Annotated in this window: 7 protein-coding genes; all 7 read right to left on the bottom strand. The window is 51.9% G+C overall.

Annotated elements, in window-relative coordinates:
* Nucleotides 1–73: 73 nt before the first annotated feature.
* Nucleotides 74–1,654: a calcineurin-like phosphoesterase C-terminal domain-containing protein gene (locus tag IEV98_RS01310; RefSeq protein ID WP_229738507.1), complete on the bottom strand. Its 1,581-nt coding sequence runs from the start codon at nt 1,652–1,654 to the stop codon at nt 74–76.
* 117 nt (nt 1,655–1,771) lie between these two features.
* Entirely contained in the window at nt 1,772–3,607 is a 1,836-nt protein-coding gene (locus tag IEV98_RS01305) for a carbon starvation CstA family protein (protein WP_188504134.1), read from the bottom strand.
* A gap of 61 nt (nt 3,608–3,668) precedes the next feature.
* The gene (locus IEV98_RS01300; protein WP_188504133.1) at nt 3,669–4,757 is read right to left on the bottom strand and encodes a hypothetical protein; all 1,089 of its coding nucleotides are present in this window, start codon (nt 4,755–4,757) and stop codon (nt 3,669–3,671) included.
* A 5-nt stretch (nt 4,758–4,762) separates the two neighbouring features.
* On the bottom strand, nt 4,763–7,912 hold the full coding sequence (locus tag IEV98_RS01295) for an FAD-dependent oxidoreductase (RefSeq protein WP_188504132.1): 3,150 nt from the start codon (nt 7,910–7,912) through the stop codon (nt 4,763–4,765).
* A 13-nt stretch (nt 7,913–7,925) separates the two neighbouring features.
* Nucleotides 7,926–9,194 carry a polysaccharide pyruvyl transferase family protein gene (locus IEV98_RS01290; protein ID WP_188504131.1) on the bottom strand — a complete coding sequence of 423 codons (1,269 nt, stop codon included), beginning with the start codon at nt 9,192–9,194 and terminating at the stop codon, nt 7,926–7,928.
* Between the two features lie 34 nt (nt 9,195–9,228).
* Nucleotides 9,229–10,911, bottom strand: coding sequence for a RagB/SusD family nutrient uptake outer membrane protein (locus IEV98_RS01285; protein ID WP_188504130.1), 1,683 nt, complete (start codon nt 10,909–10,911; stop codon nt 9,229–9,231).
* A gap of 12 nt (nt 10,912–10,923) precedes the next feature.
* Nucleotides 10,924–14,244 carry a TonB-dependent receptor gene (locus IEV98_RS01280; protein WP_229738506.1) on the bottom strand — a complete coding sequence of 1,107 codons (3,321 nt, stop codon included), beginning with the start codon at nt 14,242–14,244 and terminating at the stop codon, nt 10,924–10,926.
* Nucleotides 14,245–14,266: the final 22 nt, after the last annotated feature.

The following is a 14,266-nucleotide window of genomic DNA, read 5'->3' as shown; positions in this document are numbered from 1 at the left end:
TTGGGAATGATGAAATCACACCCGGCACCTTCCGGTGCACGGGTGTATTGGGTTGATTATTGAAAGCTGTGAGTTATGGGATGGTTACCGGCTCGGCAAGCCGATAAGAACTTTGCTGAGTGAATGTTCTGCCAAACATATCTGTGGCCCGCACCTCAATCCGGTGCTCACCGACGGGCAGGTTGGTCATTATGTTTCCGCGCCACAGATGCTTGCTGTTGACCGCATTGGAGGGCCGACGGCCCGGAACCAGCTCATCTGCCATATCCCATTGGAATAATTGGCTCAGAAAGGCCGGATCTGGTGCTTCTACGTAGTGCATTGGCCGCCAATCACCGTCACCGATGCGGTATTCCACGGTGTTACCTTCATGGCCCATAAAGAAGTTGGCGAAGATGCCGGCTTGTGTGCCGCGACCTTGGGCAACCACCTTGGGGTGAAATAGGTTGATCTGAAGGCTATCGGGCTCTCCGGCTACTTTATAGTCTATGGTGTATTGGTTGCCGTTGATACGAAGGAATGCGTAGCCTTTCGGGGTGCCATCACGCATGGTAGATGCCGGTACGCCCAGGGCATTGGATACGCCGGAATACCAATCGCCGGATGTGGTGCCTGCGTTGTATTCATGGTGGGGGGTGTCTTGCCGCCACCCATCTTCCCTGCCGTAAAAATTCTGCCGTTGGAGGTGGCTGTGCGCCGACATGGACAAGGTATTCGGGAAGTCCCTTAGCAAATCAAACAGCCGTTGCCGGTCTGCGTTGCGGAATGCGTCTTCATCGGTGTGCTGCAACGGGATGTGGAAAGCCAGTACGATCAATTTATCTTTGCTCACGTGTTTCAGGTTATTTTCCACGAAATCCAGTTGGTCCTTACGGAAACCACCCCAATAGCCCTTGCCATCACGCGGATCGGGATACAGAATATCGTCTAGCACGATAAAGTGCGCGTTACCGTAGTTAAAAGCATAGTTTGCGGGGCCAAAGCTCGCTTCAAACGTTTCATCGGCCAGGGAATCGGCGGGCGCATCGTAATCCATGTCATGGTTGCCCATCAGGTTGTACCACGGGATGCCAACTTTGGCAACGGCCTTGATATAGGGATTGTGCAAGGTCAGGCGATCACCTACCAGGTCGCCCAGGCTCAATCCGAAAGCGATGTTTGCCACCCCCTCGAGTTCGGCCACCACGCCCTTGGCGAAATAGGCGATCTCCTGCTCGGTGTAGGCTTGCGGATCGCCAAAGATCAAAGCGGTGAAATCAGTCGGTTCAACATGTTGGATCAGGGGGAAATCTACCGATTTGGGCAACCGCCCGGTTGGTGCCACACCACCATATTTAAGCGTTGGCGAGCCCTGGGGTTTGTGAATGTGGTAAAATTTCGGTAGGTTGTGTGCATCCGTGGGGATTGTGTAGCCCGATGGCTTGATGACAAAGATGATGTTGTCCAACCCTACCGGTAGCTCGTAGTGGCCGCTTGCGTTCGTTACCGCGACCTGTACACCGTTGCTTACCGAAACGCCGGCGACGCCTGGTTCGCGCCGGTCACGCCGGCCGTTGCCATTGGTATCGTTGTAGACATAACCTGTCGCGGTCATTTGAGCGTATAAGACACTGCTGAAAACCAGCATGGAAAGGATTGTGAGTAGCTTTTTCAAGATGAGTTGTTTTTTGTTTTGGGCAAATAAACGTTTTCGGGCGAAATTGAGCGTTAAGAAGCGATGACCTTATCGTTAAATCAGGTTTCTTATCCGCAGATATATCGGGATGCCCATTTACACCACCTCTTTCACCTGTTCGCCATAACTATCCACGCGTTCCGCAGGTATAGCCAACAGCCGATACCACTTCCGGAAAGCTCCGACGAAGACAAAGGCCATCAATAGCATAGCCAATATCGCCAAACCAGTGAGTAGGAACTGACCGTTGGGAACATAAATATCTACCACCTGGGCGTACCCGGCCCAGAAGGTGATGATGGCCATGAACACTCCCGGAATCGCTGAAACCAGTGCGTATTTGCCGCGGTTGAGCCTGATGAGCATGGTTGTGCACACGATCAGGCCACATGCGGCCAGCAATTGGTTGCTGATGCCGAACAATGGCCAGATGCTGCTTACGTTGCCCGTATACACTAAGTACCCCCACGCGAAGGTAAACAGCAGGCTGGCAATCAGCATACCCGGTACCCAGTTCTTGTCGCGGAAGCGGGGGAAAACCCCACCCAGCATCTCCTGAAGGAAGAAGCGTCCTACCCTTGTGCCCGCGTCGATGGCGGTGAGGATAAACACGGCTTCGAACATGATGGCAAAATTATACCAGTAGGCCATCACCTCGTCCATGAATGGGATGCTGTTGAAGATATGCGCCATACCCACGGCCAAGGATACCGCACCACCTGTACGGCCTTGGAGCTCCACGCCGATCTTGTCCACGAAATGCTGCAATTCTACTTGATGGAGAGAAGGGTTGGCCGCGAGGAAACTTTCATAAGCATGCGCAGGGGTATTGATAGCGAAATAGTCGCCCGGCATTAGCGTACACGCAGCTATCAACGCCATCAGCGCCACAAAGCCTTCTACCAGCATGGCACCGTACCCAACGAAAAGGATGTCCTTCTCATTGACGAGCATTTTGGGAGTAGTGCCGGTTGCAATGATGGCGTGGAAGCCAGAAATAGCACCACAGGCGATGACGATGAAAATAAACGGCAGCACGGGGCCACCGATGATGGGCCCGCCCCCCGAAACGAACTGTGTGATGGCGGGCATCTCCAATGTGGGATGGACGAAGATAATTCCTACGGCAAGCATCAGGATCGTGCCGATCTTCAGGTAGGTAGATAGGTAATCCCTGGGTACCAGCAGCAACCATATTGGCAATACGGAAGCCAGAAAGCCGTATACGGCAATGGCGATGGAAATTGTTTTGATATCCCAATGAAACAGGTTGCTGATGGTTTCATACTGCATAAGTCCGTGCCCGCCGATGATGCCGATAACCAGCAGGATGCCACCCAATATGCTTGCGAAGGTTACGCTGTTCTTCCTGTAGCGCATAATCAGCCCCATGATGATTGCGATAGGCATGGTGGCGATAACCGTAAACAGCGACCAGGAGGCCTCATGCATGGCACTGATGCAGGCCAGAGAAAGACCTGCAAGCGTAAGGATAAGGATAAACAGCACGGCCACTCCTGCGACAACGCCGGTGGTTTTACCAATTTCTTTGGAAGCGATGGTGGCTAGGCTCTGCCCTTTGTGACGTACGGAGGCGAAGAGTACCACCATGTCATGTACACCACCACCAAGCACACAACCGATGAGGATCCACAGCGTTCCGGGGAGGTAGCCGAACTGGGCGGCCAGTACTGGCCCCACTAATGGCCCGGCGGCCGCAATAGCTGCAAAATGGTGGCCGAAGAGCACGTTGCGGTTTGTAGCTACGTAATCGCGGCCATCGGCCATGGATATTGCGGGTGTTATGTTGTTTCCGTTCAGCTTCAGCACGCGCTGTGCCATGAAAATACCGTAAAACCGATAAGCGATAGCGAAAATCAGTAAGGATGCGAAGACAAGCGTGAGGGCGTTGATGCCGTTTAGAAATTCCATAAAAAAAGTCAAATGGTGGCTGCAAATATATAAGTTATCATCATATCACAGGCACGATATCCTACCTGTTTTTGAGAAAGTTACTCAGCGCGGCCTTCAACGGGGCATGTTGTGTGTCTACCACCTTACTGATTTTTTTCCGTTCTGCTGCGGTGAGTGGCGTACGGCTTTGCTCGAGCAACGTTAATATCTTGATGAGCACCCAAGGCTGTGTCGCCGTGGTAAATTCGGCGAGGAGCGTGGCCCGCAACGCAGGGTGGAGTTCGGTTGCCCGTTCGAGCGGTGTCAACACCCGCACTTTTTCGCTGGCTTCCAGCTGTAGATAGGCAATTGCAAGCCCATCCTGCACGGTTTTATCAGCGAGGTTGAGACCGGTCAGCGCTTTGAAGGAGAGGCTGCGTAGGGATTTATCCGTACTGGTAAGCCCCTCAAGTACGGTTCTTTCGATGGTGGGGTCAGACGGAAGGTTCCCATCAATTACCCCGTTGAGGACAAAATTGCGGTTCGCCGTGTTCGGAGCGGCCAGCAATTCGTGGGCAATGGATGGGTTTTCGGCTGTCTTACCGAGGGCAAGCAAACTCAGTTGCTCCGGCTCGCCCACATGGATGAGGTGCCAAATGGTATGCGTGGTGTACACGGCGTCTTTCACCGCTGCTTCACTGACGGCCTGTTTGGTGGCGCCGGAAACACCGTCTAGTTCTTCGCTTACATTACCTGAGGGCTCAACGAGCTCTTCAGCAGTATATTCCCGCAGATCTGACCATTCATTTTGGAGGATGTTTTCCAGGCGGGCGTAGTCGAGGGGAGCGAATTCGCTATGATCGGTCTTGGTTAGCGGCTCGCCGTATACTTCGATGCCCACATATTTGCCGGTAAAGTGCCAATAGATGCCAATATCCACGGGCCGGCATTCGCCGGTGAGGCATACCGGCGTAAAAATACGCCGGTACCAGTAACGCGTCCCACTATCGCCGGTCAAGGCGACCACAGACATCGGCTGTCCGTAGTCGTCCTTGATGGTGTATTCAAATTCGTAATGCGCAGGATCGAGGCGCTCGCTCCGCAATGTTGGACTGCTGTAGAACACCGCTGGTTGCGGGTCAAATGCCAGAAAAAGGAGGCTATGCAATATCAAAAATCCCTTGGCCATTCGTTTTAACTATTCAACGGCACATTAGGGCGAGGATAATCCAGCGAACCGACGAGGCGCTCCCATGCGGCGGCATCGTAGTTGAATTCCTTCCCGGTTATGATATGCAGTTCGGAGGCCGCGAAGGTTTTGAAGGTATGGTGCACGTCATGCAGGTAGTCAGCCAGTAATTCATAACCTCGTTTTCCGCCAGACCGCGCCAATGCGGCCGCCAGGAAAAGTTCCAGATCACCACCGTATACCCGCCAACGTGTTTTTTCGTATTGGGAAGTCCGGTATCCGCCAATATATTGGTCTTGCAGTAGCGCTTCCAAACCGGGGATAAACTGCGCATCTGGCAGCCGTTCGATAAAATAACTCAAGTTCAGGATACGGTTATGAAATGGAACCAGCTTTAGATCGATCCGGCCGTCAAAATAGTCGCTTTCTCGTTTCATCATGGGGCCTCCGGATGTGGTGTGTTCCAGAATGGTGCGGATCGTGCCTTTAGCTGGGGCATACCCCGCCCGCGCCAAGAGGGCAATGTGCTGGTTGATACGCCAATAGAGTCCCTCCAAAACATTGTGTTTGCGGCCGCGTATGAGATCGTAGTTATCCACAAAATCTGCGGGATAACCTGCTGTCCGTTCTTCTGTGTACAGTGCTTCCAAATCAGCCATGATGAGTTCATTGCCCGTTTTTTCCCCGAACCACGCGAGCGCCTGCGCGATGAGTAGCCGGGTAGGGGCATCTGATACTGACTGAAGTGCATGCTGGAGCAGCGGCACAGTCTCATCCTTTGGCAGTTTAATGCAGTCGTATAAAAACTCTCGCTTACCCTGAGACAGCGCTTCCACGCGGCGCTTAACTTCTGCCGGAGAGCCGCTCCGGTTGCCCGCGGGCTTCGATAGTAATCCTTCGGGGTAATACCCCAGCGCCGCCCATTCCTGCTGAAGGGTTGATACCTCATAGTCACGGGCGTTTGTATCGGTGAATGAGAGGTCTGCAGCGATCTGGCCGGTCAGGTAACCCAGTACGATCAGGTCCGAGGTCATCCGTGTAAACTGGTAAGCCTCTTGCGTCTGGCTGAAGCCACGGCCCGAAAGCAGCAGCCCATTCAGGTCTTTCGGTACGATGCTTCGGTATGGGATTTCCACTAAAATATCATTGGAATGCGGCAATAAAAAGCCACAGCGCGTATAATCAGACATTCCCACGTAGTGCGGGTCAAAGTCACTGCTCGCCAAGCACAATACATCCGCAAAATGTGTCCCTTCCACGGCATCTAGCAAGGTGAGCTCATATTCACCCTTGGTTCGCCTTGATTCGCGGACAGCCATCATCGGGTAGAAATCATAATGGTGGGCTTCGTAATGGGAAATGAACAGTGCACGCTGCACCTCGCCGATCCGGGTGTTGTCGATGATATCATAATCGCGATTCGTATTGGAAGGCATTTTGCCCGCACCGCGGATATCCCATTGGCTGTAGTTCTGTGTTTTGCCGGTACGGGCATCGCCGTGGTCGAAGGAAGCCCCGGCGAAAGCAGCCAGGTCACCGTCGCCTGTGGCGTCGATGGATACGTCCGCATGTACTGCTTCCAGTGAGCCATAGCGGCATACCAGCCCGCCCTGTACGTTACGGTCCGAATGCAATGCCCCACAAAGAATCGCATTCCCGAAAAACCGCCCATCACCCTGCACCGTCTGTTGCAGTAAATAAGCCATCCGCCCCAAGCGCTTACTCATGTGTGCTTCAATGGCCAGTCGATTTGCTTCATCGTCTTGCTGCTTGAAATAGGGCTGGCTGCGGTAGCCATGGTAGTAGCCCATCACACCGCACATTGTTTTGGTGCCGCCGAGGTCTTGGAAAAAATCGGCTACGATGGTACTTGCTCCTTTTGAGACCGCACCGATGGCCGCCATGGCACCCGCGGTGCCCCCGCCGGCCACGAATACTTGGCAATCGTGCCGGCCAGTGATTGCCGCGCTATCGATGGTGCATCGTTTAAGCGGAATGGCCAGTCCGGGCTCATCAACTTCCGATAATGCCACACCCCGCTTCGGGATCGTGGAACCGACGATCATCAACTCGGCGAGTGTTGCCGCGGCTGTGGATCCGTTCGGTAGCCCCGCTACCAATTGCGCAGCTTCTTGCTGGATGGCCAGCAACTGTGCGCAATCTGCCGGAGCGGTGGTATCGCTGATGATGTGGTGGCCTGAAAGTCTGGCTTTTGGCAATGTGGGATCAACCAACTTCGCCGTGGTTTCCCAGGCAAACTGCATGATCTCTGCTCCGGCAAACATCGGATCAAGCGAGGGCAGGGTCTTTCCGATGACCACGGCCAGCTCACGTGCACGGTGCTCCACGGTTTCCATGTCCAGATCGGTGGCGTCGAACCCGAATTCGAGGAAAACCTGGTGGTCGGCGTGTTTACCACGATGGATGTTGACCGCATCGTCCGTTACCCCGAGTGAGGATGGCACCGTGATGGATTTCCTCACAGGCGATTCGGTCTTCCAGATTTCCAACGTAAATGTCGCCTCCGCCAGGCGTACATCGCTGCCCAGCAGGCGGCGGCTAAATAGCGCATGCTCTGATGCATCAATAAACTGGCGGCATTTTACCCCGAAAAGGCCGTGCTTACAGGCAAGGAGTGCTCCCTGCACGCTTTTCCCTTCGGTAAACAACCCGCACACATCGGTCATCAGCAGGATGTCCACCTTGTGGGTCAATGCGTTGTGCAATAATGCTTTCTTAAAGCTACCGGCCATCAATGCCAGCTCATCGCCAAAAACGCCGCCGCCCGGCCCTGTACCCGCCGTAGCATGTACTTCAGATGATTCAGCAGTTGACCAAAGTAGATCGCGGATATCTTCCGGTAGTTCGTCCATGCCATTGGCGCCCAGCCAAAGCCTGCCTTTGGCAGCTAATTCGTAACCGAAGCTGCTCCGCCGTTCAACCAGCAGCACCCGCTTACCCGCTTTTACCGCATGGAGTGCCGCAAAATAGCCGCGCAAGCCGCCGCCGTTGATGACGATGTCATACATATCGAAATCGGCCCGGCCGGTAAATTGGCGGTTGATATCGGCCAGTGCCTGTGAGGCCAGTGAGGGCGCCAATAAAGCCATGCCGGTGGCCGGCACGCTGAGTTTTATGAAATTTCGTCTGTTCATATTTTTCTGGAAATTAAGCATTCAATATTCTGTTTCTTACGTCGAGCATCGTTTCGCGGTAACTATTGCGTACCGAATCCATCGCCGTTTCCAGTTTCCTTTGCGCAGCGCCGTAGTCATCATACACTTCCATGAGCCGAGAAGCGATTTCCTGGCCGGTGGTTTCTTCAATTTCAAAAACCCAGTCTTCCAGCCCGATGTCATACCACATCTGTCCTTTGATGGTATCCTGCGGTTGCCGCAAATAAAAGGCGGGCGTGTTGTTAAAACACGCAATAATGGGTGAGTGGCATTCCATGCTGATTACTGCCGTTGCGCTTGCATATAAAGAGGCTGCCTCATCGCAAAACCAGTATCGATCCATCTTAATGACGTGGCTGCGTACATCTGGTGGTAGGGGATCGATAACCAATTCGTCCATGATGGAAAGCTGGTAGCTCATCTCCGGGCAGACTACTACCGGCAATCCGGTTTGCCTCACCCAGGTGATGATGGCTTCACGGAGCTTCTTGTTGTCTTCCTCTTTATGCTGGTCATTCAACGTATCCACCTCCTTGATCTGTTCGGCACTCCAATCCCTACCCAACTGATAGTAGGGCGTTCGCCGGAGCCGGGTAACCACGCAGAGGAATTGCTTGCGTTGCAATTGGTGTGTGTTCATGAAGTTGACGGTATCGTGGTCATTGCGGAGGTCCATCGCAAACGTGGCATCAGGAGCGAAGCCTATCGCGCCTGCTTTGATGTTGTTGTCTCGGAGGTTTTTTTCCGAAAGGCTATCACGGAGGTACACAAATGCTGCGTTATCCAATACATCCCGCCGCTCCGCCCCGATGTCTTCAACGGTAATCCCGTAGATGCCATAAGGTTTTTTGATGTGGGATTTCCACCATTGCAGTTTAGGCTGCGCTACCACCGAAGGGCCCGAGCCGTGCAGCATGAAATCGGCAGTTTCCGCGGCGCGGATTACCGCTTCACTTTCCACGTTGCCATCCCTGAGGGATCCCGTAACAATTTGCAAGTCCGGGTACTTTTGTAATAGCATTTGATCGATTGCCCGCACTTCATGACCGGGCCAAAGGATGACGTTGGTGTCTGGCAGGTAAATATTTAACAGCGCCAGCAAGCCGGGGGTATGGGCGATATCACCGATGTTATAATATTGCCATCCCGATACGAGTAGGATGGTTTTTGGTTTCGCTGACTGCGCCAGTAGCCGGGGCAATGGAAGGCATGATGCGCCGGCAAGCAGCATCAGTTTTTTTAAATGTGTTCTGCGATTCATATTTATGCGTTTACTATCTATGGATTGGCCATACTTAATTATATCCGGGATTTTGCGTCATTTCGGCTCCCGTATTGGCGTCGATCACGCTTTGTGGAATGGGCCACAGTTCGTTATGTGGCTGCACGGATGTGCCAGAGGACGGGTTGTACTTTTTTACTCGTTCGTATAAAACACCCATTCTTGATAGCGTACGCCTGCGCGGTTCTTCCACAATCAGTTCTCGGGCCCGCTCATCCAGAATGAAATCCACGGTGACATCTTGCGGGCCAATGGGGAGGGCATGCGCCCGATTTCTCAGCACGTTAATGTCAGCAGCGGCGTCAGGTAAGTTGCCTTTTCTAAAATAGGCTTCGGCCCGGAACAGATACGTTTCCGCCAGTCTCATTTTGATAAAGTCATTTTCAGACTGTCCACCGACAACATTATCGTCGAAGGCTTTTCCGTCGGCTTTCCGAATCCAGGGATAATATTGCATCAGGGTATCTAGTACCACATCCGAAAGTGTGCCATCATTCCGGACGAGCACTTTCTCTCCCTTGGTATTGATGGCAGTTTCCATGGGTTTGCCGAAGTATTCCGGATCATCCGGATTATTGTAATAATACACGCGCCGGATGTTGTACGGCGAATTACGCATGTCGTTCGGATCGATCCGCCAGATGTCATACTTGACATAATTCAACGGCGAATTGACGCCGATTCCGCGGAGCATGCTATCCGTAGTGAGGTTAAGGGCACCATTAGGGCTGCGAATCTTTTCCCATTGCGGAAACCACAACCGGGGAGAATTGTTTCCACTATTGCCCCCGCTGGTTCCCCCGCCCAAGGTAAAGCTTTCAAATTGCCAACTCCAGATTACCTCCATGTTACCCGATTCACGGCTTCGTTGATCGGTTTGAAACAGATCGGAAAAGACGTCTCCGGGGCGGGATAGGTCGCCGAACCGCTCCGTCATGATCCGATAATCGCCTACTTCCTTATTGATTACTTTACTGGCTGCATCAATGGCCAGATCGTAATAGGAGGCATCATTGGTTTCCAGACCTAGTGACAGATAGACTTCGGATAACACGTGGTAGGCTGCCGCCTTGTAGATTCGTCCGTCGGATACACTCCCTACAACGGGAAGCTGCGCCCCGGCCTCTTCCAAGTCCTGCCGGACAAATTGGAGCACTTCTTCTTTGGTAGCGCGTTGGAAATCGAATTTAGGCTCAGCGATTACCTCGGTGACAATCGGTACGCCCCCATATAAGGTGGCTAGGATGTTGTACGTGTACCCCCTGAAAAACTTGGCCTGTGCTTCAAACCTGTGGCGGGCATCTACGTCGAGCTCAATGGCGGGGTCGTTCACCTTATCCAATATCAGGTTACACTGACGGATCATATCCTGATACGCCCACTCCCAATACTTACTTACCGCATCTTCTTGGGACGTTAACAAGTGATAGTCTTTGAATCCCCGTGAATCGTACCGTCCCCATTCAACGAGGTCCGTCCCGAGATTCATATAGTCAAAATTAGCGCCTCCGTTCATGTGTTCGTCCCGTGCAGCCTGGTAGAGGGCTACGGTGGCCGCTTCAAACCCCGCTTCGTCTACCAGAAAGTTCTCCGGACTGAAGCGATCGAGCGGTATTTCATCCAGGAATTTGCTGCCGCATCCGTTGAACAGCGCCACAGCTGCCAAACTCGTTATTATCGTGGTGATTGCTTTCATCTTCAATACTTTTTACAATTGGAAATTTAAACCGACTGTGTACGACTTGAGTATAGGGCCATTATTCTCCGGGCCCCTTCCACCACCGCCATATTCCGGATCCCATCCGTTCCATTTGGTCCAGGTAAATAGGTTTTTGCCGCTGACAAATAACCGTAGGTTCTGAATCCGCATTTTTTCAAGCAGGGAGCTGGAAAAATTATAGCTTAACGATACGTCCTGTAAACGGACGAAACTCCGGGATTGGTAAAAACCGTACCCCAGAGGGTTTCCGTAATTAATGGCCGGATAATCGTTGATCGGGTTTTCTGCTGTCCAATAGGGCACATCGAGGGTATTGGATTCGTAATAGAAATTCCGACCGATATTAATCGATGGATTGGCGCTATTGCCGCCCTGGCGGACGTTAAACATGACCATGAGCGAAAACTGTTTATACGAGAACGTATTGGTGATACCGGCTAAGAAATCGGGGTGGGTATTATGCAGCACGCGTCGATCAGCCGGTGTGATGCTGCCATCGCCATTTACATCCTCGAATTTTACATCGCCGGCCTTGGAGCCGGGAAGCAGGGAAAAGTCGTCGCCTTCTTGATAAATGCCATCAAAAACATAGTCAAAGTTTGACCCAAGCGGGTAGCCGATGAACCATCCACTGGCAATGTCATCGTCTTCAATTCCGTTTCCATCCAGATCATTCCCGGTCAGTTTCAAGATCTTGTTCCGGTTCAGGGAAAAGGCAACGCGGGTTTCCCAGCTAAAGCTACCCTTTTGGATATTCACCGTATTCAGCGTTACTTCAACGCCTTTGTTTTCAGTTTCCCCGATATTACGCAGGAATGAAGTAAATCCAGACATGTTCGGAATACGCTGTCTCAACAGCAGGTTGTATGTATTGCTGTGATACAGTTCTACGGAGCCGTTAACCCGGTTCGAAAACAATTCAAAGTCCACACCGAAGTTCGTACTACTGGTGGTTTCCCAGCCCAGGTTGGGGTTACCCATCGAATTGGTGTAAAGGCCGACGGACGGCGCGGCACCATTCCCGAACACGTAATTGGTTTGTGCAACGGAGCTTAACGAAGAATACCGACTTACCCCCCGGTTTCCATTCCTGCCCCACGACAACCGCACTTTCAGGCTGTTGATGTAGGGATTTCCGGCTAAAAAGTCTTCCTCAGAAACCACCCAGCTGACCCCCGCTGAAGGGAATAATCCATATTTCCGGCCTTTTCCGAAGGCCGAAAAACCGTCTCTCCGAATGGTGGCGTCAATGATGTATTTTCCCTTATACCGATAGCCGGCCCGCCCCATCATAGATACCTGTTGGTCTTCACCCGCGTCGGTGTTGATGTTGAAATTCTCACCGATTTCCAAGCCATTGTAGCCCAGCGCATCGTTGAATATATTATCGCTTGAAAGGTTCGCAGTGTTATCGGCTGATTTATAAGCCCCATACATCAATGTCACATTAAATGCATGGTCTTCCGCAACGGCCCGATCGTAGCGCAATATGTTTTCTACCGTCAGGTTCCGGGATTCCGCGAACGCTTGACTTCCATTTCCTAAATTAAAAAATTCTGCGCGGTTAAATGTAGGCTCATAATTGAACGTTTTGTCGTTTCTCTGCGTATAACCCGTGTTTAGCCGGAAGGTCAGTCCTTCGAGCGGAAGTTTGACGTCCAGGTAATTGTTGGAAAACAACGTATTTGTTTTGTCGAGGTTATCGTTCAAAAGCGCATTCCGAACCGGGCTTTTCACTTGCCCTACATTCATCGGAAGCGGCCGTGGAACCCCATCTTCGTAATAAAGATCTGCATAGGGGCTTAAAAAGGTAGTCATCTCCAAGTTTGCTCTTACGCCCGAATTGTCTTTCGCGGTGTAACCCGAATTGGTTCCGATGCTGAGCCAATCGGTGACCTTGACATTCAAATTGACCCGCGTACCTAGTCGGCTGAAATTATCGCCCATTACGGGCGATTTGACGCCCGAGTAGGATCCCGAGAAGTAATAGGTAAACGCTTTGCTTTTGCCCGACACACTCAATTCATTGCTATGAATGGGTGAATTTTGACGTATTTCATCAAAAGGATCGATTGTGCGCCCGGCGTCGATGTTGTCCTGCTCCAATGGGTTGAACGGAATGGCGCCACCATCGGCGATCTCGGCATCTTTCCGTACCTGAAGGTACTTCTCCGCATCGAGGTATTTGGGGATGTGGGCAAAGTCCGAAAAGCCCACATACGAATTCAGTGCAATCCGTGGCTTATCGGTCATGCCCTTTTTGGTGGTAATCAAAATAACCCCGTTTGCAGCCAGTGATCCATAGATCGCGGAAGCGCTCGCATCTTTTAGGATGTCAATGGATTCAATATCGGTGGAGTTAATGTCGGATAAACTACCGCCCGCGTAAATGATCCCGTCCAATACAATCAGCGGATTGTTACTGGCCGAAATGGAATTGGCCCCGCGGATTCGGATGGTGCCATCCGAGCCGGGCCGGCCGTTATCGGTGATGTTCACACCAGCAACGGTTCCTCTCAGGTTTTGCACCGGATTTATATTGGGTTGCTGTCGGTTTTGATCAAGGTTAACACGAGTCACGGCTCCCGTTAAATCTCTTTTTTGGGATGTCCCGTAGCCTACCACCACCACCTCTTCCAGGTCACTCACCGAAGCGGTCAAGGTGACATTGACGGTCGGGTTGGTGCCGATGGGGCGTTCTGTAGCATTATAGCCCAGCATGGAAAATACCAGTGTACCTCCTGCTGACTGTGGCGTGATCCGGAAATAGCCATTGGCATCGGTAGTGGTAGCAGCAGTAGTGCCTTTGATCGTTACCGTTACCCCCTCCAATGGATTTTGCTGCTCATCAATAACCCTACCGCTCACCGCTTGTTGTGGCATGGCGATTACTGGTCTAGAGGTTGTCCGCAGGGGTAGTGTAGGCTGCTTTTTATGGGTGACCAAAATGGTCTTATCTTCAATGGTATACGTAAAAGGCTGGGCTGCGAAAAGCTTGTCCAGCAATTTGGTCATCTCCATGTTGTCTACCGAAATACTTACCGGTTTGGCGCGTTTCAGCTCTTCATAATTGTACAATACCACATAGCCGCTTTGCTGCTCAATGGATTGGAAGATTTTTTCGAGTGGAGTACGTTTCGAGTTTAACGTAATTGTCTGCGAATAGCTTCGTGCATGCAGTTGCATGCAAGTGATCAAGAGCAATACATAACTTACTTTGATGACCATAATGACTTGCCGTAAAATAGATCTATTGGTATACGGTCCGGGGCGCAGGCAAAAGCCTTCCAGGCCTCGCTTTTTATTCATAACTTTGTAATGCTAAGGTTAT

Origin of the sequence: Parapedobacter pyrenivorans (assembly GCF_014636865.1) — a bacterium.
GTDB lineage: Bacteria > Bacteroidota > Bacteroidia > Sphingobacteriales > Sphingobacteriaceae > Parapedobacter > Parapedobacter pyrenivorans.
This window is presented reverse-complemented; position numbering and strand designations above follow the sequence as displayed.

Excerpts from the sequence above, each read along its gene's own strand:
- IEV98_RS01305 (WP_188504134.1), bottom strand. The coding sequence starts at position 3,607 with ATGGAATTTCTAAACGGCATCAACGCCCTCACGCTTGTCTTCGCATCC.
- IEV98_RS01290 (WP_188504131.1), bottom strand. The coding sequence starts at position 9,194 with ATGAATCGCAGAACACATTTAAAAAAACTGATGCTGCTTGCCGGCGCA.
- IEV98_RS01280 (WP_229738506.1), bottom strand. The coding sequence starts at position 14,244 with ATGAATAAAAAGCGAGGCCTGGAAGGCTTTTGCCTGCGCCCCGGACCG.
- IEV98_RS01295 (WP_188504132.1), bottom strand. The coding sequence starts at position 7,912 with ATGAACAGACGAAATTTCATAAAACTCAGCGTGCCGGCCACCGGCATG.
- IEV98_RS01300 (WP_188504133.1), bottom strand. The coding sequence starts at position 4,757 with ATGGCCAAGGGATTTTTGATATTGCATAGCCTCCTTTTTCTGGCATTT.
- IEV98_RS01285 (WP_188504130.1), bottom strand. The coding sequence starts at position 10,911 with ATGAAAGCAATCACCACGATAATAACGAGTTTGGCAGCTGTGGCGCTG.